This is a genomic window from Gemmatimonadota bacterium (genome assembly GCA_041390105.1).
Classification (GTDB): Bacteria; Gemmatimonadota; Gemmatimonadetes; order Longimicrobiales; family Gaopeijiaceae; genus JAGQIF01.
This window is the reverse complement of the sequence record JAWKQO010000001.1, coordinates 788423-812121: the sequence shown is the minus strand read 5'-3', so window position 1 is coordinate 812121 and position 23699 is coordinate 788423. Positions and strand designations below refer to the sequence as shown.

At 68.4% G+C, this 23699-nt stretch carries 20 protein-coding genes and 1 tRNA gene; 9 read left to right on the top strand and 12 right to left on the bottom strand.

Annotated features, from left to right (window positions below):
* The first annotated feature begins 75 nt into the window (after positions 1-75).
* The gene (locus tag R3E10_03685; GenBank protein ID MEZ4414830.1) at positions 76-2280 is read left to right on the top strand and encodes a hypothetical protein; all 2205 of its coding nucleotides are present in this window, start codon (positions 76-78) and stop codon (positions 2278-2280) included.
* A 611-nt stretch (positions 2281-2891) separates the two neighbouring features.
* The gene (locus R3E10_03680) at positions 2892-3182 is read left to right on the top strand and encodes a hypothetical protein (protein MEZ4414829.1); all 291 of its coding nucleotides are present in this window, start codon (positions 2892-2894) and stop codon (positions 3180-3182) included.
* A 51-nt stretch (positions 3183-3233) separates the two neighbouring features.
* On the opposite strand, the gene R3E10_03675 is transcribed toward R3E10_03680, so the two are convergent.
* From R3E10_03675 to R3E10_03655, 5 genes are read right to left on the bottom strand one after another with little or no spacing between them, the layout of a single operon-like run.
* A complete protein-coding gene (locus R3E10_03675; protein MEZ4414828.1) occupies positions 3234-4715 on the bottom strand; it encodes a sodium:solute symporter family protein in 1482 nt (493 codons plus the stop codon).
* Positions 4716-4755: 40 nt separating this feature from the next.
* Positions 4756-4959: a hypothetical protein gene (locus tag R3E10_03670; GenBank protein ID MEZ4414827.1), complete on the bottom strand. Its 204-nt coding sequence runs from the start codon at positions 4957-4959 to the stop codon at positions 4756-4758.
* Positions 4956-5735, bottom strand: a complete 780-nt coding sequence (locus tag R3E10_03665) for an enoyl-CoA hydratase-related protein (GenBank protein ID MEZ4414826.1) — start codon at positions 5733-5735, stop codon at positions 4956-4958. Before R3E10_03665 ends, R3E10_03670 begins: the two co-directional genes overlap by 4 nt.
* On the bottom strand, positions 5732-6595 hold the full coding sequence (locus tag R3E10_03660; GenBank protein ID MEZ4414825.1) for a 3-hydroxyacyl-CoA dehydrogenase family protein: 864 nt from the start codon (positions 6593-6595) through the stop codon (positions 5732-5734). The genes R3E10_03665 and R3E10_03660 overlap by 4 nt, the downstream gene beginning before the upstream one ends.
* Positions 6596-6597: 2 nt before the next feature.
* On the bottom strand, positions 6598-7797 hold the full coding sequence (locus R3E10_03655; protein MEZ4414824.1) for a thiolase family protein: 1200 nt from the start codon (positions 7795-7797) through the stop codon (positions 6598-6600).
* A gap of 151 nt (positions 7798-7948) precedes the next feature.
* Here R3E10_03655 and R3E10_03650 point away from each other — a divergent pair, with 151 nt between their 5' ends.
* Both R3E10_03650 and R3E10_03645 read left to right on the top strand, forming a co-directional pair.
* On the top strand, positions 7949-8578 hold the full coding sequence (locus tag R3E10_03650; GenBank protein MEZ4414823.1) for a carbonic anhydrase: 630 nt from the start codon (positions 7949-7951) through the stop codon (positions 8576-8578).
* 123 nt (positions 8579-8701) lie between these two features.
* On the top strand, positions 8702-9442 hold the full coding sequence (locus R3E10_03645; protein MEZ4414822.1) for a hypothetical protein: 741 nt from the start codon (positions 8702-8704) through the stop codon (positions 9440-9442).
* Positions 9443-9566: 124 nt separating this feature from the next.
* Here R3E10_03645 and R3E10_03640 read toward each other — a convergent pair whose 3' ends face one another.
* The 4 genes from R3E10_03640 to R3E10_03625 form a co-directional block, all read right to left on the bottom strand.
* Complete coding sequence (locus R3E10_03640) at positions 9567-10547, bottom strand: MBL fold metallo-hydrolase (protein MEZ4414821.1); 981 nt, start codon at positions 10545-10547, stop codon at positions 9567-9569.
* Between the two features lie 84 nt (positions 10548-10631).
* On the bottom strand, positions 10632-12080 hold the full coding sequence (locus R3E10_03635; protein MEZ4414820.1) for an aldehyde dehydrogenase family protein: 1449 nt from the start codon (positions 12078-12080) through the stop codon (positions 10632-10634).
* Positions 12081-12082: 2 nt separating this feature from the next.
* Positions 12083-12883 carry an enoyl-CoA hydratase/isomerase family protein gene (locus R3E10_03630; GenBank protein ID MEZ4414819.1) on the bottom strand — a complete coding sequence of 267 codons (801 nt, stop codon included), beginning with the start codon at positions 12881-12883 and terminating at the stop codon, positions 12083-12085.
* A 4-nt stretch (positions 12884-12887) separates the two neighbouring features.
* Entirely contained in the window at positions 12888-13547 is a 660-nt protein-coding gene (locus R3E10_03625; GenBank protein MEZ4414818.1) for a TetR family transcriptional regulator, read from the bottom strand.
* Positions 13548-13714: 167 nt separating this feature from the next.
* Here R3E10_03625 and R3E10_03620 point away from each other — a divergent pair, with 167 nt between their 5' ends.
* The 4 genes from R3E10_03620 to R3E10_03605 are packed head-to-tail and all read left to right on the top strand — an operon-like array spanning position 13715 to position 17397.
* Entirely contained in the window at positions 13715-14440 is a 726-nt protein-coding gene (locus tag R3E10_03620; protein MEZ4414817.1) for a hypothetical protein, read from the top strand.
* 8 nt (positions 14441-14448) lie between these two features.
* The gene (locus tag R3E10_03615; GenBank protein MEZ4414816.1) at positions 14449-15780 is read left to right on the top strand and encodes an NfeD family protein; all 1332 of its coding nucleotides are present in this window, start codon (positions 14449-14451) and stop codon (positions 15778-15780) included.
* Complete coding sequence (floA, locus tag R3E10_03610; protein ID MEZ4414815.1) at positions 15777-16778, top strand: flotillin-like protein FloA; 1002 nt, start codon at positions 15777-15779, stop codon at positions 16776-16778. Before R3E10_03615 ends, floA begins: the two co-directional genes overlap by 4 nt.
* A gap of 7 nt (positions 16779-16785) precedes the next feature.
* Positions 16786-17397, top strand: a complete 612-nt coding sequence (locus R3E10_03605) for a hypothetical protein (protein ID MEZ4414814.1) — start codon at positions 16786-16788, stop codon at positions 17395-17397.
* Between the two features lie 12 nt (positions 17398-17409).
* Here the strand turns inward: R3E10_03605 and R3E10_03600 are convergent, their stop codons facing one another.
* Genes R3E10_03600 through acnA form a run of 3 tightly spaced genes read right to left on the bottom strand, consistent with a single transcriptional unit; the run spans position 17410 to position 23363 of the window.
* Positions 17410-18426 (bottom strand): FAD:protein FMN transferase, encoded by a 1017-nt coding sequence (locus R3E10_03600; GenBank protein ID MEZ4414813.1) that lies wholly within the window; start codon positions 18424-18426, stop codon positions 17410-17412.
* Entirely contained in the window at positions 18416-20599 is a 2184-nt protein-coding gene (locus R3E10_03595; GenBank protein ID MEZ4414812.1) for a 4Fe-4S binding protein, read from the bottom strand. Before R3E10_03595 ends, R3E10_03600 begins: the two co-directional genes overlap by 11 nt.
* A 16-nt stretch (positions 20600-20615) precedes the next feature.
* On the bottom strand, positions 20616-23363 hold the full coding sequence (acnA, locus tag R3E10_03590; protein MEZ4414811.1) for an aconitate hydratase AcnA: 2748 nt from the start codon (positions 23361-23363) through the stop codon (positions 20616-20618).
* Between the two features lie 165 nt (positions 23364-23528).
* Between acnA and R3E10_03585 the strand changes: the two genes are divergently transcribed.
* Positions 23529-23612, top strand: a tRNA-Leu gene (locus tag R3E10_03585).
* The last annotated feature ends 87 nt before the right edge of the window (positions 23613-23699 follow it).

The following is a 23699-nucleotide window of genomic DNA, read 5'->3' as shown; positions in this document are numbered from 1 at the left end:
GCGAGTTCTAGCTGGATTCTGTCCTTCGCAGCGTTGGCCAGCACCCCGCTGCTGGTCACCTGCGGGCCCGAGAGCATGCCCGTCTCGGTCGAGGTTCCGATCGAGGCTCCTGCGGACCACCTCCCAGATCCGCCGACGATCCCGGGTAGCCCCGCGCCGATCCCGCTCCAACCGAGTGCGTTCGACGCGCTGGGCTGGACCGCCACGGGCATCCAGGTGCCTGAGCCAAACCCCTTCCTGATCGTGCGCGTGGAGGGTGGCCTGACCGTTGCATCCAACCCGGAGTATACGGCGTACTACTGTGGCTTCGACTGCAACCTACCGCTGGCCGGTACCACAGTGGGCCCTCAGGGAGCTGCCGCGACCGGTGGCGAGTTCGCCGTGAGTGTCCGGATCGGAGGGCAAGGGTTGTCCTTCACCGTGGACTCGACGGGGTTGGCGATGGAGGCCCGCGGCATCGTGTTCAATGCAGGGCAGGTGGAGGTGAGTCGGCGCGGCGGCGGTCCGGCGGGGGGCTGCATCTCGGATCCGCAGACCCTGGGGTGCCCTCCCGGCGTCGGCGGCGCAGAGAGCCATCAAGCGGCGGGCTATCTGATCAATGGAGCGCAGACGGTGTCGGTTCGGGCCCTCAATCCGCTGGAGGTACATGCCGATCCGACCACCGTACTCATCGACGCCGCGACGGGGCAGGCGGACACGGACGTCACGTTCACGGCGACTTCCGAGCTTTCTCTGAACAACACCCGCTGGTACTTCCGAGCAGGGGACACGCTGCCTGAACCGTTGGGGCGCGGGGGTGCCGGGGAGCTGGGGTTACCCTGCGCGCTCCAGACGTCCTGCCTCTACCGGCCGCCGGCCAGCGGTCGCATGTATGCACGCTCCGAGGTGGCGTCCAGCACGGTGGAGGCCCCGAGCGAAGTGGTGTGGATCCGCCCCGACACGATGGAGCTGACGGTTGCCGGGACCCCCGACTCCGTAGCCCAGGGCGACACGGTCCAGTTTACCTCGACCGACAACTTCTCCGGCCAGGATCAGGTGTGGAGCTGGCAGGTGGAGGATACGGCGGCCGCTCCGGGGCAGAGCGGGACGGTGGTGGCGTGCGCTGGGATGTCCGAGTGTGGGTATGCCCCGCCCGCGACCGGGCGGATGCACCTGACCGCTTTCAATCAGGCGGGTGATTCGGCGAAGGCGGTGAGCAATCTGATCACCGTGGGACCTGGCCAATGCCCAGCCCCGGGTGGGTCAGCAGACGGGAAGCTGGTGGCGGCATACGATGCCTCCTGCTCGGCGCTCGAGGTGGAGGTCTCGGTCGATGTGCAGGCGATTCACCCACGCACAGCCGAGCGCACGGTCTCGGGTGAATTCCGACGCGGAACTTCCACAGGGATTGCCGTAACACACCGCGCGCAGACCCCGGGGAGAACGACCGTTACGGTCCGGGGCTCAGATTCGCAGGGTGCTGTGGAAGGTGCTGCGGTGTCCCTCCGTGCGGTCTACCAGTCGAGAACGGGAGGCCATGAACACATCGCAGGAGATGTCGAGCTCACATCGAGCAGTCGCAAGGTCACGTGGCCGAGTCACTCGTTGCCGGATGACGGACGCCCGATTCTCGGATACTTCGAAGACGGACAAGACTGGTCGCCGACGATAGACGGTACCACCGACCTAAACGGAGAAGTGAAGGCGACGTTCGTAGCCGGTCATATGGCCGGGACCATGCGATTTCTTGTTGAGGCGGAAGCAGCAGGAGAGAGCGACACGGCTTCTACGGCTGTGCAAGTGGCGGTGCCGGCTTTGCAGCCTCCGCCGTTCCTTTCACTTGCCTACTACGTCGGTTGGGGGAACCAGAATCACGGTGTAGCGCGAAACTGGTTCCTGCGGACGGACGTTGCCGGCCATGCCCTCTCCTTGGCCGCTCTGCTGCAGAGGGTCGACGGTTCCGACCTGCTCTATCCGCAGTTCAATGATGCTTCGCTGGAGGGCGGGGGATCGTTCAATTGGCGCGCTTCCGGGGCACTTGAGGATCACCCGTACTTGGACTCGCACTTGAGCCATCGTCTTGGGATCGATCTGGACGTGGCTATCTGCCGCGTGAAGTTCACGGGTTGGGATGAGGGGGAAACGCACCGGTTGCACTACGGTCAGTGCCAGGGGGCACAGGTGATCGACATCTTGCAGGCCGCGGAGAAGGCGGATCAAGTGGGTGCGTACGTCCTACGAGAGGGCGACCACCTACATTTCGTGTTCGCACGGCCCGGCCTCACGAATCCCGGAGGGTGATCTAGATGGAACGAACCAGCGCTGTGGTCATCGCCGTCGCGGGGTGTGCGGCACTGCTGTTGGTCTTCGGTGGGGACTCTGTGAAAGCGGGTGTTCAGAGTGTCGCCGGATCGCTACTCCAACTCGACGCGATCGAGGACTCGGCCGACTATTGGATCTACCGGTACTCACTGTCGAATCCGGTGGCCGGCCAGCATCCCCTCGCGGCTGCATACATAGACTTGGTCGATCCGTCCGCTACGGGGCAGCCCGTGCGGCTACCGAGCAGCGGTGTCTACGATAGTATCGACGCCCATGGGCGCACCTTTACACGGACTGACAGGGGCTTCACTGTACCGTTGGGAGCATCTACCCCTGGGGCGTGGAAGTTGGTGGAAATGACAGATGGGATTGCCTGGGGAAACGTGCGAGGTGTCGCCTGGGAGCTCGACGGTCTTGAGCCGGGGTCAACGCTGGCAGGATTCGCTCTGCGCAGTCCCTTCCTGCCTGGCCTCCGATCTGCACGGACAGAGCCCGCCTGGGCTGCGTGCTGTGCCGAGCCGTGGGGGACGCCAGAAGAGAATCCCGATGGTATTCACCACGATCCTGCGTCGTTCGCGGAGACGTTCGAAGTGCCTGCCCCCACACACTCCCCGGATGCGTTGGGCCTTCCTGAGATCGTGCAGCAGCTCACGGCCTCCTGCACCACCCTTGGCTGGATCACCAATCAGGGGGTCTGCAACAGCCTGCAGGTCAAGCTGGATGCGGTCGCGGCGAACCTGGCCGCGGGCAACCCGACGGCGGCGAGCAACGAGCTGGTCGCATTCGCGAATGAGCTGGATGCGCTCAACGTCAAGTTCATCAGTCCGGAGGCCTATTGGATGCTCAAGGTGAATGCGGAGTACCTTGCCGGACAGATGTAGCCACGCCGTGCGGGCTTGGTTCTTTCCGATCGCGACGGGCGCGTCGGGCGGTCAGCGTGGCGCTTCTTCCGTGCCCCCTCCCATGAACCGCGCCACGTGCGCCGGATCCTGCGGCTGCGTCATCAGACTCACCGCCACCAGCACAGGGATGTGCACCATCAGACCCAGCAGTCCCTCGTGCAGCTCGAAGGGGCGCCCGCCCTGGAAGTAGAACCAGAGCGCGGTGGCCGATCCGGAGATCAACCCAGTCAGCACGCCGGGCGTGGTGGCGCGCTTCCAGTAGAGCGCCGCCAGGATGGGGGGAGCGAACTGACAGATGATCCCGTAGGCGGTGAGCAACAGCACCACGAGGGACTGACTGCCGCTGATGGCGAAGCCGTAGGCGATCAGCGCCACACCGATCAGCACGATCTTCATCCAGAGCTGCTGGCTCTTGTCGCTGAGCCCCGGCGCGAAGGGGTGCACTCCGTCCTCGATGGCCACCGAGGCCGCCGCATGCAACAGCGCATCGCCCGTGGACATGGACGCGGAGAGCGCGCCCGCGCAGAAGAGCCCTACCACGATCGGTGAGAGGTTGGACTCCAGGATCAGGTAGGGCAGGATGAAGTCGGGGCGGGGCGGGCTACCGGGATAGAGCACGCCTGCGAACCCGATCAGAAACACCGGGATGAGGAAGAGCTGGAAGGTGGGGAAGAGCACCACCGTGCGGCGCAGCGTGCGATCGTCCTTGGCGGTGAATGCCTTCATGAACAAGTGGGGCCACATCATCAGCCCGATGGCACTCACCAGGATCGCGCTGGAGAACCCTCCCCAACCCCAGGGCTGGCCCGCGGCCGTGAGCCCCGGAAGTGACAGCAGCTCGGGGCGGGCTGCCTCGATCTGGTTGAACATCTCTCCCACGCCGCCGTACAGGTGGATCGGCAGATAGAGCCCCAGTGTCCAGGCGATGGCGAGCATGAAGATGCCCTGGAACGTGTTGGTCCACCCCACTGCCGCCACGCCGCCCAACAGGACGTACAACACCACCACGCCGTAGGAGAGCGCCGCCCCCAACCAGATGGGCACGTGGTTCTCGGTCACCGCCTGGATCACGATGGCAGCGCCCGACATCTGCAGCGTCACGTAGGGGATGAAGGCCAGCACGGCCAGCACGGCCAGCGTCAGGGATAGAGCGCGCGAGGGGAAGCGCCCCATCAGGAGCTGCGCCTGCGTCACGAAGCCGTGGCGACGACCCACGCCCGCGATGCGAGGTCCCAGCCAGTACCAGGCGCCCATGCCGATGACGCCGTAGGCCAGGATGTAGTAGGCGGCGGCTCCCTGCGAATACGCCCAGCCGGGGCCGCCCAGGAAGGCGAAGGCCGAGAACACGCTGGCGCCGGTCACGAAGTACATGACCAGCAGCCCGAACTGTCGGTCGCCCGCCACGTAGCCCTGGACGCTCTTGCTGGCGCGGCGCCCTGCCATCAGCCCGATCGTGAGCGTAACGCCCAGGTAAAGAACCAGGATGGAGGTGACGACGACCCAGCGCTCCATTACAGATCCGCCCGTTCAAAGCAGGGAAGGGTTCCGGCGTTCATTGGCCGCGCTCCCGCCGTTGTTGTTCGGCGTCCAACCACAGGAACAGCACGAAGCCCAAGAGGATCCAGAAGGCGTACCACGCGAAGTTGAAAGGAAGACCGAAGATGAAGGGGCGCACCCGATTGGCGAGGGCCGCGCCCGGCCAGATGGTGGCGAGGGTCAGCGCGATCAGGTAGGCGATCAACACCTTCGTTCTCATGCGCCGCTGAACTCCGCTCGCCGTTTCTCGATGAAGGCCTGCACGCCTTCGCGGCCGTCGGCACTGGCGAAGGCCGCCAGGAAGAGCTCCCTCTCGAGCTCCAGGCCGGCCGCCAGCGGCATCTCCGCCGCGGCGCGTACGGCCTGCTTGGCGAGCCGCAGCGCCACCGGGCTCCAGCGGGCCATACGCTCGGCCAGCTCGCGCGCCTTCCCCAGGTGTTGGCCGGCGTCGGCCAGGATCTCCACGAGCCCGATGCGGTGCGCTTCGGTGGCGTCGATGACGTCCCCGGACAGCGCGATGCGCATGGCCTGGCCGGGACCCACCAGGCGAGCGAGACGCTGCGTCCCTCCCGCGCCCGGGATCAATCCCAGTCGAATCTCGGCCTGTCCGAACTGCGCCGTCACGTCGGCTACGCGCACGTCACACGCCAGCGCCAGTTCGGAGCCACCGCCCAGGCAGTAGCCGTGAATGGCGGCGATCAGCGGCTTCGGGAACTCGGCCACCGCATCATACACGCGGCGGAGCTGGTACATGCGGCGCTGCTCCGCCGGCGTGCGGGCGGCGAACTCGCTGACATCGGCGCCCGCGACGAACGCCTTCTCGCCGGCGCCGTGGAGGATGGCCACTTTCACGGCGTCGTCGGAGGCCAGCGCGTCGACGGCCTGCATGATCTGCTGCCGCACCGACTCGTTCAGGGCGTTGAGCTTGTCCGGTCGGTCGATGCGGATCCAGGCCAGCGGTGGTTCGACCGTGACGACGACGCTCTGCTCGCTCATCCTTTGGCTCCGTCCGTCCAATCGTAGAACCCCTGGCCGGTTTTCTTGCCCAGCCTCCCCTCGGCGACCATGCGGCGCAGGATGGCGGGTGGCTCGAAGTGCGGGGCCCCCAACGCGCTGTGCAGGTACTCGGCGATCCCCAGGCGCACGTCCAATCCGACCAGGTCCGTGAGCTTGAGCGGACCCATGGGATGGCGATAGCCCAGCTCCATCGCCTTGTCGATGTCCTGGGCACTGGCCACACCCTCCTCCACCATGCGCATGGCCTCCAGGCCCAGGATCACACCCAGCCGCGAGGAGGCGAAGCCCGGGGAGTCCTTCACCGAGATCGGCTCCTTTCCGAGCGACCGGGCGAAGGCCAGCCCCGCGGCCAGCGTTTCCCCCGAGGTATCTGGCCCATGCACGACCTCGACCAGCGCCATGATGTGAACGGGGTTGAAGAAGTGCAGACCCAAGAAGCGCGACGGATTGGGCGTAGCCTCGGCCAACTCCGCGATCGAAAGGGACGATGTGTTGGTGGCCAGCAGAGCTCCCGTCGGTGCGGAGGCAGCGACTCCGGCGAACAGAGCGCGCTTGAGATCGGCGCGCTCCGGGATGGCTTCGATCACCAGGTCGGCGTCGGCAACCGCCTCGGAGACGCGTCCGCTGCCGCTCAAGCGGGCCAGAGTAACGTCGCGCGCGCTCGGGTCCACCTTCCCCAACTCCACACCCTTGTCGAGGTTCGCGCGGACGCGCTGCAGGCCGGCGTCGACCGCGGCTGCGCTGACGTCGTTCAGCACCACGGTGTAGCCGGAGGCGGCCGCGACCTGCGCGATGCCGTGTCCCATGGTGCCCGCGCCGATGACGGTGACGCGCCGGATGCTCACGGTCCCTCCACGACGGTCGCGATGCCCTGGCCGACGCCGATACACATGGAAGCCAGCCCGTGCCGCGAGCCGCGGCGGCGCATCTCGTGCGCGAGCGTCACCAGGATCCGTGCGCCCGAGCAGCCCACCGGATGGCCCAGCGCGATGGCGCCTCCGTTCACGTTCACGCGAGCGGGGTCCAACTCCAACTCCCGGACGCAGGGCAGCGCCTGGGCCGCGAAGGCCTCATTGAGCTCGATCAGGTCCAGGTCGGCAGGCCCCAGGCCCGCGCGGGTCAGGGCCTTCCGGGACGCGGGCACCGGCCCCATGCCCATGCGATGGGGCTCCAGGCCGGCCGTGCCCGTGGCCACCACCCGCACCAGCGGTTCCAGCCCCAGCGCCCGGGCTCGGGACTCCTCCATGACCAAGAGGGCCGCGGCACCGTCGTTCAGTCCCGAAGAGTTGCCGGCCGTCACGGTGCCGCCCGCCTTGAAGACCGGACGGAGCCGGGCCAGGCCCTCGCGCGTAGTCTCCGGGCGCGGGTGCTCGTCGACGTCCACCACCAGGGGATCGCCTCTGCGCTGCGGGATGCGGACCGGGACGATCTCCGCCTGGAAGCGACCCGCCTCCATCGCCTCGGCCGCTCGCCTCTGGCTCTCCAGGGCGAAGTCGTCCTGAGCCTCGCGCGTCACGCCGAACTCCTCGGCCACCACCTCGGCGGTCTCGCCCAGCCCGATCGTCCACTCGGCGGGGAGGGCCGGGTTCGTGAAACGCCAGCCCAGCACCGTGTCGGCGACCTCCGGGGTCCCGCGGGGATAGCCCGTCTCCGGTTTGAGCAGCACCCAGGGTGCGCGGCTCATGCTCTCCACCCCGCCCACGATGAAGGCGTCCCCCTCGCCGGCCAGGATCTGATGGAACGCGCTGTGGACGGCCTGCATGCCGGAGCCGCAGAGGCGGTTGAGGGTCACGCCCGGCACAGTCACCGGAAAACCGGCCCGCAACAGCGCCATGCGCGCCACGTTGCGGTTGTCCTCACCCGCCTGATTGGTGCAGCCGAAGATCACGTCGTCGAGGGCCTCCGGATCGATCCCGGTGCGCTCGACGAGCGCCTCCAGCGTGCGGGCGGCGAGGTCGTCCGGCCGTACCGAAGCCAGGGAGCCACCATGGCGCCCGATCGGCGTGCGCACGGCGTCGATGATCCAGACGGTTCGGGACATACAGGGGCGGTGGTTGCGTGGTGCGGGGACTTGGCCCGGGGTTCGGCGAGCCCTAGGCTACCCGCGCCCGGCAGGCCCTGCAAGGCCAACCGGGCGTGCCCCGGGGCACGGTGTGCCGGGCGCGCGCTTCACACCCGCGAATGGATAGACGGTGCGCTTTCTTCCCCAGCTCTTCGCCAACAATCGGGAATGGGCCGAGGCCCGGGTCCACGAGGACCCCGACTTCTTCTCCCGCCTTTCAAGGCAGCAGAGTCCTCGCTTCCTATGGATCGGCTGCTCGGACAGCCGGGTGCCCGCCAACCAGATCGTCGGCCTCGACCCCGGTGAGGTGTTCGTGCACCGCAACGTGGCCAACGTCGTGCGCCCGGGGGACCTCAACCTCGAGTCCGTCCTGCAATATGCCGTCGCCACCCTTCAGGTCACGGACGTGATCGTCTGCGGACACTACGGGTGCGGAGGTGTGCAGGCAGCCCTCGATGCGCAGCCCCTGGCGGGGCCGATCGACCAGTGGCTGGAGCCGATCCGAGCGGTGCGGGACGCGCACGCCGGAGAGTTGGGGACGTTGGCCGAGCCGGGGGCGCGTTGGAGGCGCCTGTGCGAGCTCAACGTCCTGGCTCAGGTGGACGCGGTGGCGGCCACCCCCTGGGTCACGGAGGCCTGGGAGGCGGATCGCACGCTGCACGTGCACGGCTGGATCTACGACGTGCGGGACGGCCTGCTGCACGACCTGGACGCCGGGTTGCGCGGACCGGACGATCGACCCAACCTGACGCAGGGGTGACCCCACGGGCCTCGGCGCCAGGCGGCCGGGGCCGCGCCCGGTACACGGGAGGGGAAACCTCTGGCGGGGGGAGGCGTAGGAGAGGATAGCCGCCATCCGCTCTACTCCTGGCCGGAGGACTCCATGCGCCACGCCCTCGCCTCGCTTGCGGTGTTGCTGTCGACCGCCCAGTTCCTGACGGCCCAGGAGCAGCCGAGCCAGGAGCCGCCCACGTTGGTGGGGCACATCGTCGACGTCCGCACGGGAACGCCGCTGCTGGGCGCCTGGATCGGACCTGAGCAGGCGGACTGGGGCACCTACACGCGGGCGGATGGAGGTTTTCGCCTTCCACGCGTCCACGCAGGCCCCGATCTCTACCGGGTCGAGATGCTGGGATACGCGGACCTGCTCATCGAGCTCGCTCCTGACGGCCCCGTGCAGATCGAGATGGAGCCGGACCCCATCGTCCTCGAGGGCGTGAAGGTGGTCGCGGATCGCTTCAAGCGCCGGCGCAACGCCACGGCTGTGTCGGTGCGCACGATCGAGCGCCAGGACCTGCTGTGGTCCGGTGCTGCGGATCTGCTCGACTTCATCCGCGGCCGCGCGGGCGTCCATCTCATTCCGTGCCCGCGAGGCAGCTTCATCAGCTACGCCTCCCTGGACTGCGCGTATGTGCGCGGCCGGCCGGCCGAGATCAAGGTCTGCTTGGACGAGGCGCCGCTGCTGGGGGGCGCGGATCAGCTGCGCATGATCTCGCCCCAGGAACTGCACATGGTGGAGGTCTACCAGCGCGGCGCGCACATCCGGCTCTACACCGAGCAGTTCATGCAGAAGGCCGCGCGCCGCCGCCTCGGGGTCCCTCCCTTGGGGTTCGGGTTCTGCTGACGCACCGGTGACCTGCGCAGGGCCGTCGCGAGGGGCGGGCGGGGGCAAGGGGCGCTGCGTGACGGCAGAGCAACTCCCGGCGCGTGGAGCGTGAGTACACCGTCAGCCTTTGGCTTCGCGCTTGCTACCGAGGGTTGGGGGTCGGCCGATGGACGGCCACCGAGTCTCCGATCTCGATCGCCATCAGATCTTCCCCGAGCATGAGCGGGCCACCGTAGGTCGATTGTGCTCGGCTCAAGACCTGGTCGGCCGTAGGTGGCGGGAACGCGGGGTCCGTGGTGAGAAGCACCACGTGAGTGAGCACCGCCAGCTTCGGCGCCACGCGCTCGAACACGCGGCCTGCGTCCTCCGGCGAGGTGTGGAAGCCCAGGATTCGTTGGGCCACCGGTGCCGAGGCGGACGCCGCGAGCAGCTCTGGGCGTACCGCAGCCACCTCGTGCACCAGTACGTCGGCACCGGACGCATGGCGAATGAGGTTCTCACTGGGCCGGGTGTCGCCCGAGATCACTACAGAGTGTCCGGCGTAATCCACGCGGTAGCCGAACGCGGGTTCGAGCAATCCACCGTGGTCCACGAGGAACACCGTCACCCGTACTCCCTCGCGATCGAAGACCAGGCCCTCCTCCACATCGTGGGCGGTGACCTCGATGCCGGCCGGCGGCAGGTGCTCTCCGTCGCGGCGCACGCGGACATCCCAGTCGTAGGCTTCCCTCAGGTGGGTCATCATCGCGCCCGTCCCCTCCGGCCCCCATACCTCCAACGGCTGATCCCGTCGACCGAACGGCGTCGGCAGCCAACCGGTCAGCCAAAGGTCCGGAATCCCGACTGTGTGGTCGGAGTGGAGGTGCGTGAGAAAGAGGGCGCGCACCGTCCCCAACGGAATGCCCGATTGCCAAAGGCGCTGCGTCACGCCCCGGCCAGCGTCGAACAGGAGCGTCTGTCCGCCGGCCTGCACGAGTGTGGCCGGGCCGAACCGGTCGACGGCCGGATCGGGGCGCCCCGTGCCGAGGAGGGTCACCCGGATGTGTGGGGTCTGGGCAAGAGCAGGCGCCGCGACGAGGAGGAGAGCCCCCGCCAAGGTGCGCAGTGCCAGGGACGATCGCATGACCCGCCTCATTGATCTGGAGATTCCCAACAACGCTCCAGGCCTACTGGCGCCGCCTACGGAACAACGACCGGGTCGCGACCGCTAGCGGTCCAACGCCACCCAAACGCTCTTGGTCTGCGTGTACTTCTCGAGCGCTGCCTGGTAGCCCAGATCACGCCCGAACCCGCTCGACTTGTACCCACCGAAGGGGGAGGCGGAGTCGTACTGGTTGTAGGTGTTGATCCAGACGGTCCCCGCCTTCAACTCCTTGGCCACGCGGTGGGCCTTGCCGATGTCCCGGGTCCAGACGCCCGCGGCCAGGCCGTAGATGGTGTCGTTGCCGATGCGGATGGCGTCGTCGAGGTCTTCGAAGCGCACGATGGCGGCTACCGGACCGAAGATCTCCTCTTGTGCGATGGTCATGCCGGGATCGACGTCCGCAAACGCGGTGGCCGTGACGAAGTTCCCGCGACCGTTCACCTGCACCCGCTCTCCACCACACAGGAGGCGTGCCCCTTCCGCCCTGCCTGCATCCACATAACGCATGATCCGCTCGGTCTGCGCTGGGCTCACGATGGCGCCGATCCGGGTCTTGCCGTCCATGGGATCGCCCACGTTCATGGTCGCGGCGCGCTCCGCGAAGGCAGCCACGAAGTCGTCGTAGATGCTGCTCTCGACCAGGATACGCGAACCCGCCGCGCACACCTCGCCCATACCGTAGAAGATGCCGGTGGACGCACCGCGCACGGCGGCCTTCAGATCCGCGTCCGCGAAGACGATGTTCGGGCTCTTCCCGCCGAGCTCCAGGGACACCTTCTTCAGTGTATCGGCCGCGGTTCTCATGACGATGCGGCCCACCTCGGTGGAGCCGGTGAACGCGACGGCGTCCACGCCAGGATGTCGCACGAGGGCCGCGCCGGTGGTCTCCCCGTCTCCCGCGATCACGTTGAGCACGCCGGGAGGAAACCCTGCTTCACCGGCCAGCTCGGCCAGACGTAGCGCAGTCAACGGGGTCTCTTCGGCGGGCTTCAGGACAATGGTGTTTCCGCAGGCCAGGGCAGGGGCCACCTTCCAGGCCGCCAGCGACAGCGGGAAGTTCCACGGAACGATGATGCCCACCACTCCGACCGGCTCCCGGAGCGTGTAGTTGAGGAAGGGGCCCGCAACCGGGATGGTATCGCCCTGCACCTTGTCGGCGAGCCCCGCGAAGTAGCGGAAGTTCTCCACGACACTGGGCAGGTCCACTTTGTGGGATTCGAAGAACGGCTTCCCGTTGTCTGCCGTCTCCAGGCGAGCCAACTCCTCGGCGTTGGCCTCGATCAGATCGGCCAGCTTCCACAGCAGGGCGCTGCGCTTGTGCGGATTGAGGGAGGCCCAGGGACCGGCTGCCGACCGCGCGGCTTCCACCGCGCGGTCGACGTCCGAGACTCCCGCGAACTGGATCTCCGCGATGACCTCATGTGTGGCCGGGTTGACGTCGGCGACGCGCGTGCCATCGCTCGCGTCACTCCAGGCGCCATCGATCCAGAGGCGGGTGCGCACTCCCTCCATGCTCAGCGCCCTTTGAATTCGGGCGTGCGCTTCTGGACGTACGCGTTCAGGCCTTCGCGTGCGTCCTCGCTCTGGAAGAGCTGTTGCTGCAGCTCACGCTCGAGCGTGAGTGCCAGCTCGAAGGGGACCTCGGCGCCGGTCTGCACCGAACGCTTGATGTTGCCGACCGCTTTGGCGGCCTTGTTGGGCGGCGTGAACTGTTTGGCGTACTCCATGATCTTCTCCATGAAGTCCGCGTGTGACTCCGACGCCCAGACCTGGTTGACCAACCCGAGGCTCTCCGCTTTCTCGAAGTCGAACATGTCGCCGGTGGCCATCAGCTCGATCGCCTTCGACTTGCCCACGATGCGCACCAGCCGCTGCGTCCCGCCCGTGCCAGGCAGTACGCCCAGGCTGACCTCGGGCAGGCCGCACTTGCCTGCGCCCTTGCGGGCGATGCGGATGTCGGCGGCCATCGCGATCTCGAGCCCGCCGCCGACGGTGTGACCATTCAACGCGGCGATGATGAGCTTGGGGGTGTGCTCGAGGCGATTCAGCGTCTCGTTCGCGTGCAGGCAGAAACAGTACTTGAAGCCGGACGTGACTTCGGAGAGCATCTGGATGTTGGCGCCGGCGCTGAAGAACTTCTCGCCCTTCCCCGTGAGCACGACCACCCAGACCGAGTCGTCGAAGCGGGCACGCACGATGGCCTCGTCGAGCTGACGCATCATCTCGTGCGTATAGGTGTTGGCCGGCGGGTCGTCGAGCGTGAGCAGGGCGACTCCATCCTTGGCTTCATAGTGGACCAGCTTCTTGTCGCTCATTCCCTCAGTCCTGTTCGTGCCGAGCGTCGGCGTGGAAGAAAGCTTGGCTTGATACCCCGGCACGTTCCGCCGACCCACCCGAGACGCTGGCGGGGAACCCGCGCAGGAAGAGCTGCAGCAGCGCCTCGGCGAGGGCGGGGGCGTCGGGGTCGAGATCGGGGCGGTACCAGGTGTAGATCCAGTTGAGCTGCCCGAAGAGCGCGAAGGTGCCGATGCGGAGCTCCCCAGGCGAGGCCTCGGGCGCCAAGGCGGCCAGGCACTCGCCGACCAGCTGGACGTAGCGCCGCTTCAGGGTCCGCACTGGCGCGGACCGCCCGGCGGGAAGCGCATCGGCCTCGTGGGAGAGGACCTTCATCTCGGCCATGTTGTCCACGAAGAAGCGCACGTGGGTGTGCACGATCCTCGACAGGCGCTCCGCCGGGGGTAGTGGCTGCTCCAGGGAGATCTCCAAGCGCTCGAGCAATGTCTCGAAGGCATGGGTCTGGATGAGGAGGAGCAGGTCCTCCTTGCTCTTGAAGTAGTAGTAGAGCCCGGAGAGGCTGACGCCCGTCGCCGCAGAGATATCCCGGACGCTCGCCTGGTGGAATCCCTTCTGGGCGAAGACCTCCGCCGAGCGGTGCAGGATCAGGGCGAGCTTGTCGTCGTACCGCGTTCGGGCGTCCACACCGCTCCGGGAGGAGATTCGGACGATCGTCCGAACGAACCTAGGCGTCCGGTTCCACGAGGGTCAAGGCGAGCCGCCGCGGCATGGAGTGCCGCGGGCGCAGTTTGCGCCGTGGTTGCGGGGGGGCTTTGGGGGTGCCGGGGCCCATTTCGCGCTATACTTGGCATATGGAGGTCTCGAGGTCGTCCCCCCGCCCCCGCCTCTGCGGGTTGCTGCTCGTCATCGGCGTTCTCGCCGCGGCGGGTTGTGAGGATTTGACGGGCCCCAGCGCGGCGGCCCCGGCTCTGGCGGCGCTTCCGCTACCGATTCCCACGCTCCTCTCCACGACGGAGGGGCTGGAGGCCTCGCCCGGCCTGGCGCGGGCCCGGACCCTCTGGACCGATTCCTGGGCGGGGACGGCGCAGGATCCCGAGGGGCTTCGGGCCGAGGCCCGCTCGTTGGCTGCCCCGCTGGCCCGGGCCGCTACGGACGCCGCTCTCCTGGATCGTGAACGGGGGGCGCTCCGGAGGGCAGCCACGGAAGTCCGGAGTCTGGTGGGGCCCGCAGGCGGCCTGGAGCCGATGCTGCGGGGCGTGGAGGAACGGCTGGGCGCCTCAGAGGGGCTGGAGGGTGCCCCGGCCTTGAGAGCGCTCCTCGAGGGATCCGATCAGCTCCTCGCGGTCCCTTTGGCGACCCTGGCCGAGGGGCTCCTGGAGTGCTCCCAGCGGCGCGTTCGAAGAAACCTGCCGGCCGACGCGTACTCTGAAGTGTGGCAGACGCGGGCGCTCCACCTCCAGGAAGGAGCGAGGGAGGCCCTCGACGAAGGCAATCTCCTGGTCGCGGTCCGTCGCGCCTACTACGGGTGCCGACTGCTGGCCGACCATCAGGAGGATGACGGCCCCGGGCCGAGGTAGATCTCTTCATGACCCGACGGAACGCGTTCTCGGTGGTTCTCCTGGTGACGGGTTTCCTGAGCGCGCGGGAGGCCCCCGCTCAGACCGTCTATCGTGTGCCGGTCACCGGCACGGTCGAGCTGGGGTTGGCTCCTTTCGTGGAGCGGATCGTCCACGAGGCCGAGGCGAAGGGCGCGTTGGCGGTCGTGCTGGACATCGACACCCCTGGTGGCCGGGTCGACGCCGCGGAGCGCATCGCCGACGCCGTGCGGGACGCGACCATTCCGGTCTATGCGTTCGTCAACCGGCGGGCATTCTCGGCCGGCGCCTTGATCGCTCTGGCCACCGACAAGGTCTACATGGCTCCGGGCTCCGTCATGGGAGCAGCCACGCCCGTGAACGGGGCCGGGGAGAAGGCTCCCGAGAAGATCGTCTCCGCAATGCGCAGCGAGATGCGGGCGCTCGCAGAGGAGCACGGGCTGGATCCGCGCGTGGCCGAGGCCATGGTCGACGAGACCATCGCCATCGAGGGCGTGATCGAGGCGGGCCGGCTCCTGACGCTGACCACCGAAGAGGCCCATGCGCTTGGATACGCAGAGCCCGTCGCCGACTGGAGCGCGGTCGTCTCCGCGATCGGCGGACAGGTAAGCGCTCCGGTGACGGAAGCCCGCGCGAATTGGGCCGAGCGTCTGGTGCGCGTGCTCACGCACCCGGCGGTCGCGCCCTTCCTGCTGTCCATCGGCTTCCTGGGCTTGCTGATCGAGATCAAGACGCCCGGTCTGGGACTGGGCGGGGCGGCAGGGTTCCTGGCGCTTTCCCTGTTCTTCGGTTCCCACCTGATCCTGGGGCTGGCGGGTTGGGAAGACATGCTGATCTTCGGGGTCGGTGTGGTCTTGTTGGCCATCGAGGCGTTCGTGCTTCCAGGCTTCGGCATCTTCGGAGTGCTGGGCATCGTGGGGGTGGCCGGTGGCCTCTACCTGAGTCTCCTGGGTGCATTTCCCACGGCGGAGGATCTCGCCCAGGCCAGCGGTGTCCTGGGCGCCTCGGTCCTGATGATGCTCGTCATCGGCTGGGCCCTGATCCGGCGCCTTCCCACCAGCGGAAGGTTGGCCCGCCGCGGAGTGCTCCTGGATACCGAGACCGACCGCGCGCTGGGATACGTCTCCGCGGCCGTGCGGGCGGATCTGGTAGGACGAGACGGCTCCGCGGTGACGGACCTGCGTCCCTCGGGTACCGGGTTGTTCGAGGATGAGCGGATCGATGTGGTCTCGGAGTCGGGTTGGATTCCCCGGGGTGCGCGCATCCGTGTGGTGGCGTCTCAGGGGTACCGTCACGTGGTACGCGAAATCACGGAGCAATGATGGGCGACGAACTGTTCTTCGCGACGACGATCCTCGTTGCGATCGGTGCGATTCTCCTTGTCTCGATCGTGCTGTGGGCGATTCCGGTCAAGCTGTGGTTGGAAGCCATCTTCTCGGGCGTGCGCATCGGGATCGGACAGCTCATCGGCATGAGGCTGCGGCGCGTCAATCCGGCCGCGGTCGTGCGACCCCTGATCTCGGCGACGAAGGCCGGGCTCCCACTGAACGCCCATGAGTTGGAAGCGCACTATCTCGCCGGTGGCGACGTGGAGCGCGTGGCGCGTGCGTTGATCAGCGCCGACAAGGCCAATATCGATCTGTCCTTCCAGCAGGCGGCTGCCATCGATCTGGCCGGCCGCGACGTGTTCGAGGCGGTCCAGGTCTCCGTCAACCCGAAGGTGATCACCACGCCGCGCGTGGCCGCCATGGCGAAGGACGGAATCCAACTCATCGCAATCGCGCGCGTGACCGTGCGGGCCAACATCAATCGTTTGGTGGGTGGAGCGGGGGAGGAAACCATCGTCGCACGCGTGGGCGAAGGCATCGTCTCCAACATCGGATCGGCCGAGTCGCACAAGGCCGTGCTCGAGAACCCGGACAACATCAGCAAGACCGTGCTGGCCAAGGGGCTCGACTCCGGGACGGCCTTCGAGATCCTCTCGATCGACATCGCCGACGTGGACGTCGGCAAGAACATCGGGGCCGAGCTACAGACGGATCAGGCGGAGGCGGACAAGCGGATCGCCCAGGCCAAAGCCGAAGAGCGCCATGCGATGGCCCTGGCGCAGGAGCAGGAGATGCGCGCGAAGGTGCAGGAGATGCGCGCGGAGTTGGTTGCGGCCGAAGCCAAGGTGCCGCTGGCCATCGCCGAGGCCTTCCGCACCGGCAACCTCGGAGTCATGGACTACGTGCGCTATCGCAATGTGCAGGCGGACACCGAGATGAGGTCGGCGATCGCGGGTGGGGACGGAGAGTCCCCGGTGTCTCCCGCCAGCTGAGGCCCCTGTGGAGGACCTGATCCCGATCCTGCTCCTGGTCGCGTGGTTCCTGGGCGCGCTGGGGAATCAGCGGAAGCGGAAGGAGCGCGCCGCTCGTCGCAACGCGCCCGGCCCGAGCGATGTGCGCCGGGAGCAGGGCCCGCAGTCCGGGGACGTGGCGCAGGCGCGCCCGCGCCGAGCCCGTGACCTGATCCCCAAAGACCTCTGGGAGGAGATCGAGGCGCTGGCCCAGGGGCGTCCGCCGCGGCCGGTGCCTACACCCGCTCCGGAGCCGCAGGCGCAGACCCCGCAGCGTCGACCGACGGGCTCGGACGGTGCACGCCCCCGGGTGGCGGTGCCGCCTGCGCGGGCCCGCAGACCATCCCCCGCGCCGCGCCCCCTGCCGCCCCCGGACGCGCTTCCGGAAGCCGTCTCCCTCGAGCGCCTGGAGCCCCGTCCCCTGCCGGTCGCCGGGGAGCGCTCCGCGTCGGGGCTGTCCGCGGCGCCCACGCTCCGGCGTCCGACCCCCGCGAGTCGACGGCGTCCGGCCCGCGCCCTGGGCCTCGAGGACCCGGCGGCCGCCCGCAAAGCGATGATCCTGCGGGAGGTGCTGGGTCCTCCGCTTTCCCTGCGCGAGTAGCGACGTCGCCGCTCAGAGCTCCAAGGCCGCCCAGCCCGAGGTTCGACTCACCTCACCGGTCTTGGCGACCAGCGCGCCCTCCGCGTGGGGCGTGCGTTCCAACAAGCGCAGCCCGTCCCTCGGTCCCAGTACCAGTGCCGCCGTCGACAGCGCATCCGCGAGCATGGCCGAGGGGGCCGTCACGCTGACCGACGCGATCTCCGTCGGCGACGTCCCGGTGCGCGGATCGAGGATGTGGTGTGCGGAGCGGTCCTCGCTGAACGTCCGCATGTAGTCGCCCGAGGTGGCGACTGCCGTGCCCGCGAGGGCGATCTGCCCCACCGATCGCTCGGAGGAGCGTGGGTCCTGCAGCGCCACGCGCCAGGGCTCCCTCAACGACGTGGTGCCGCCCGCGGCCATGTCGCCTCCGGCGTCGACCAGGACGCGCTGGGCCCCATCGCTGACCAGCCGCTCGACGACGCGGTCGACCACGTACCCTTTTGCGATCCCGTCCAGGGTGATGCCCATCCCCGGGCGGGCGAACTCGACGCGATCCTCTCCCAGCCGGATCCCTTCGAACCCGACCTGCGCGCGCGCGGAACGCAACTCGACCTGCGTGGGGAGCCGCCCCTCCCGGGAGCAGGCCTCGTAGAGGGTGAGGACCGGCAGGATGCTGGGGTCGAATGCACCGTCGCTTCGTGCCCAGACCTCTCGTGCTGCACGCAGCACCTGCATCAGCTCGGAGGGGACCCGTTCCAGCGTGCCCGTGCGATTGAGGGCCGACAGCGCTGTTCCCGGCCGGTGCCGGCTCAGGATGGACTCGAGGCCCTCGACCGTGTGAAAAGCCCGCTCCAGCATCCGACGAGCTTCTGCACCGTCGGGGTGCTCCACCGTGAGCGTGATCAGCGTGCCGAGTCCGCGACGCGTGTCGTGCACCCGATGAAGGACTGCTCTCTCTCGCAACTTGGCGCCGAAGGCCAGCGAGATCCCGGCCAGGGCCGTGATGCGGAGCGCGTCGCGCCGGGTGACGGTGGGACGCTCAGCGGACATGGGCGGCACCTCGACGGTCTCCCGCCTGGATCTGCACGAGGCGGGGCTCTACGCTGGCCCAATCGTGACGGCACACTCCGGTCTTCGTGTGCAGGAGCGTCTCGCACACGTTGCAGCGGACGCACTCCTTGAAGTCGATGGCTGCCTTCTCGATGGCGCCGGTCGGGCAGCGTTGCTCGCACACACTGCACACCGTGCACTGCCGGACTCGGGGGATCCGCCGGAACGCGACGAGCGAGCCCACAGCCAGCGCGGCGCCCAGTGGGCAGGCGTAGCGGCAGTAGAAGCGCGGCACCACGACCGCGGCCAGCACGAGTGCTCCCGCGATGCCGATCAACGCGAACGAGCGCGTACCGAAGAACACGGTACCGAACGGCTCGAACCAGGCGTAGAGGCTTCGGTGGCTGCCGGAGAGCGCAGACCCCACGATGAGCGCCAGCACACCGTACTTCGCCCAGACCGCGAGCCGGTGCACCGGGCGCGGCAGCGAGCGCTGCCAGCGCGAAGGCAGGATGCGCTCCAGCAGATCCTGAAGCGCGCCGAACGGGCAGAGGAAGCCACAGAAGACGCGCCCCCAGACCAGGGTGCTGACCAGCGTGAACGTCACCAGTAGCAGAAGGGGCAGGTCGTCGAGGAACGTGCCCGGTCCCACCCAGATGGCGCTGGTGAGGTGGGAGATCGAAAGGAAACCACCATCGATGAAGCCGAGGTACCCCAGCGTAGCCGCCAGGCTCGTCCAACGCGCCGCGGGGCGCTTGCTGAAGAACGCGAGCGTCGCGAGCAGCAGCACCGTGACGATTCCCAGGAGTCGGCCACCGGAGGCGCGGGCCAGGGCGCGCGCGAACCGGGTCTCGTCCTGGAACTCACGGAGCGGGAGATCCAGCGCGGGCTGACCCGTGGCGGGTGGTTCGATCTCGACGGTCTCGCTGGTTGCGGCGGACGGCGAGCCGCTCGCGGACCGCAGTGGGACGGCTGCAGTATCGGCGACCGGCGCGGACTCCGCGGGCTCGGAGTCCGCTTCCGTGAGGGTCTCCGGCTTGCTGAGTTCCGCGGGCGGTTCGGCAGGCGGGGCCTCGGGCGAGCCGGCCTCGGTGACTTCGGGGGAGCCCGCGGCGAGCCGCGCCGTGTTCGCCAGACGAGCTGCCTGCGTGCGTATCTCCGCTGTGAAAGGGCCCAGCGTGGCCGTCGGCTGATAGCGGACCGTGAACGGTCGGGTCGCGTCCACGGCGGGAGGGAGCAGCATGAGCCCCGAGGTGACCAACTGCGTGTCCAGCATGCCGCCGGACGCCAACCCGAAGGGGCGGATGCGCTCCGATTCGAGGGCCAGCGTGTCGGCGCCCTGCACGACCTGCCACCCTTCGCGCTGGAACAGGCGCACGTCGGGACCGTCGATTCCGTACAGCACGATAGGTGCGCCCGGGTCTGCATCCCTCGCGCGACGCACCATCTCCATCGCTCGCTCACCTACGAGCAGCTCGCCGAACCGATCATTCTCCAGGAAGACGAGCGACACCTGGGCCGCTGACCGGCCCGCCCCCTCGAGCGCCATACGCTCGACCAGCCCACGCCGCCCCAACTCCAACCAGGAAAGCGTCTCGAAGGCTTCCGTGGTCTCGTCGGGCGCCGCCCTTTCCAGGCTCAGGTAGGCCTCCGCGACCCGACGCGCGGCGTCCCGTACCCCGCGCGCGAGCGCGAGCGCGCTGATGGTGGCACGGGAGACGCCGTCCACGTCGTCGCCCACCGAGAACGCGTCCCCGATGTGCTTGCCCACGTACTGTTCCTGCACGCCCGCCACGCGCAGGAAATCGCCTTGACTGCTCCGCAGGGACTCCCAGTAGTCGGTGATCCGCACACCTGTGAGGCGGCCCTGCAGGTCCATCCCCACCAACGTCTCGATGGGGCCGCTGTAGCCGGTGCGCTCCGGCGGCAGGTCGGCCGTGTGGAAGACGTACCCGATCAGCTGTTCCTGACCGTCCACGCCGGTGGCGTAGGCGCGGAAGACCGGTGGGTCGCCTGAGCGCTCCGAGAAGCGCTGGGCCGAGGGCAGCACCTCGAAGAGGAGGGTGGGGGGAATGTCGCGAAAGCGCTGTGCAGCGAGGTCGGGCGGCGAGAGCCACCCGACCCCGATCCAAACGAGCCCGCCGACGCAGAGCGAAGCGACCGAGCGCTTCATCCGAGTGCCGGGGACACTACATGGCTCCGCTGGCCATCTTCCTCAGGACGGTCTGGAGGATGCCGCCGTTCTGGTAGTACTCGAGATCGACGTCGGAATCCAGCCGGACCCGGGCATCGAAGGTCGTGACCGAGCCGTCCTCGGACTGCGCTTGGACCTGCACCGTGCCCCGGGGCGTCAACCCGGACGCGATGCCGTGGATGGCGAAGGTCTCGCGACCGTTCAGTCCCAGGGACTGCGCGCTCTGTCCGTCGATGAACTCGAGCGGAAGCACCCCCATGCCGACGAGGTTGCTTCTGTGGATGCGTTCGAACGACTCGGCGATGACTGCCCGGACACCGAGCAGGAAGGTTCCCTTGGCGGCCCAGTCGCGCGAGGAGCCGGTCCCGTATTCCTTGCCGGCCAGCACCACCAACGGCGTGCCCGCCGCCACGTAGCGCATCGCGGCATCGTAGATCGAGAGCTCGTCCCCGGTGGGGAAGTGGATGGTGTATCCGCCTTCCCTTCCGCCCAGCAGCAGGTTCTTGATGCGCACGTTGGCGAACGTCCCGCGCATCATCACCTCGTGGTTGCCGCGCCTGGCTCCGTAGGTGTTGAAGTCCCGGGGCGCGACCCCCTTGGTCTGCAGGTAGCTGCCTGCCGGTCCGTCCTTGGCGATGGAGCCGGCCGGGGAGATGTGGTCGGTGGTGACGGACGTACCCAGGAGCGCCAGGACGCGTGCACCGGCGATGTCGGAGAGCGCAGGCACGTCCAGCGTCATGCCCTCGAAGAACGGCGGGTTCTGGATGTAGGTGGAGCCCGCGTCCCACTCGTAGAGGTTGGCATCGCCGGTCGGCAGCGGAAGCGAACGCCAGTGCTCGTCTCCCTGGAACACCTCGCCGTAGCGCTGAACGTACATGTCCGGCTTCAACGCAGCCTGGATGGTGTCGTGGATGAGGCGAGGCGACGGCCAAAGATCCGCGAGGAACACCGGCTTCCCCTCCCGGTCGTGTCCCAGGGGCTCGTTGTACAGATCGATGTCCACCCGGCCGGCCAACGCGTAGGCGACCACCAGCACCGGCGAGGCCAGGTAGTTGGCGCGCACATGGGGGTGGATCCGCGCTTCGAAGTTCCGATTCCCGGAAAGCACCGCCGCGACCACGAGCTGGTTGTCCTTCACAGCGCCCTCGATGGGCTCGGGCAAGGGTCCGGAGTTGCCGATGCACGTGGTGCAGCCGTAGCCCACCACCTGGAACTTGAGCTGCTCCAGGTAGGGCAGCAGGCCGGCAGCGGTGAGATAGTCCGTCACCACCTGTGATCCGGGCGCGAGGCTGGTCTTGACCCAGGGCTGCACGTCGAGGCCTCGCTCTACCGCGGCTTTGGCCAGCAGCCCGGCGCCCACCATGACCGACGGATTCGAGGTGTTCGTGCAGCTCGTGATCGCGGCAATCACCACCGAGCCGTCGCCCACCGGCATGGTCTCACCGTCCAGCGCCACTTCCACCTCGCGCCGGGTCTCGGTGGCAACGGCGGTGCCTCCGTTCCCGGCGGCGGAGAGGCTGGCCCCCTGGGGCAGCAGCCCCGGGAGATCGCGCTGGAACGTGGACTTCATGTCGGAGAGGCGAACGCGATCCTGCGGCCGCTTGGGCCCGGCCAGACTCGGCTCCACCGTGCTGATGTCGAGCTCGAGCCGCGACGTGTAGTCGGGGTCGGGCGTGTCGTCGGTTCGGAACAGGCCCGTCTCCTTGGCGACCCGCTCCACGCGGTCGACCAGGTCGGGGTTGCGGCCGGTGGCCCGGAGATAGCGCAGCGTCTCGGCGTCGACCGGGAAGAAGCCGATCGTGGCCCCGTACTCGGGTGCCATGTTGCCGATCGTGGCTCGGTCCGCCAGGGGAAGGTTGGAGAGGCCGGACCCGTAGAACTCCACAAAGCGCCCGACGACGCCGTGCTTGCGCAGCATCTCGGTGACGCGCAGCACCAGATCCGTGGCCGTGGCCCCCTCGGGCAGGTGCCCGGTGAGCTTCACCCCCACCACCTCGGGCAGCAGCATGTAGTAGGGCTGGCCGAGCAACACCGCTTCGGCCTCGATCCCCCCAACGCCCCAGCCCACCACCCCCAGGCCGTTGATCATGGTGGTGTGCGAGTCCGTGCCCACGCAGGTGTCGGGGTAGGCCACCCAATCGCCCTGGTCGGGGCGGCGGTGCACCACGGAGGCCAGGTACTCCAGGTTGACCTGGTGCACGATGCCGGTACCCGGCGGCACCACCCGGAAATCCTCGAAGGCCGTCTGGGCCCAACGCAGGAGCTGGTAGCGCTCCCGGTTGCGTTCGTACTCCCGCTCCACATTGAGGCGGTAGGCGTCTCCCCGGCCGAAGTAGTCCACCTGGACGGAGTGGTCGATCACCAGATCCGCCGGAACCACCGGGTTGATGCGATCCGCCTTGCCGCCCAGTCGGGCCAGCCCGTCCCGCATGGCGGCCAGGTCCACCACGGCGGGGACGCCGGTGAAATCCTGGAGGACCACCCGGGTGGGCATGAACGGGAAGTCGGCGCCGCTCCGGGTCGGCGACCAGGCCGCTACCGCGCCCACGTCCTCCTCCGTCACATAGCCCCGGCCGGCATGGCGCAGGACGCACTCGAGCAGGATCCGGATGGAGAAGGGAAGTCGGTCGAAGGAGGCCAGACCGTGCCGCTCGACGACCTGGGGGCGGTACACGGTGGTCGGTCCCTCGGGGAGGTCCAGTCGGGTGCGAGCGCCAAAGGGGTCCGAGGTCGGCTGAGCCACGCTTGTTTCTCCAGGGCTGCGCGCTGGCCGGGAGGCGCGCCACGTACGAGGTCCAGATCGCCGGCCCGTGGGAAGCTATCGTCTGCCCCGGGTCGGGTACAACGGCGGAGCGGTTGAGGCTGCAACCTCCATCCCATTATGCTTATGGGCTGATTCGTCGGGTGAGCCGGGGTGGCGGAACTGGCAGACGCGACAGACTCAAAATCTGTTGTCCTCACGGGCGTGCGGGTTCGAGTCCCGCCTCCGGCACTGACCCGCACAGCGCTCCGAGCCGCCGCACCCAGGTGCGGCTGGCCCGGGGATCCTTCAACACGGTGACGTGCACGAGTCCAGGGG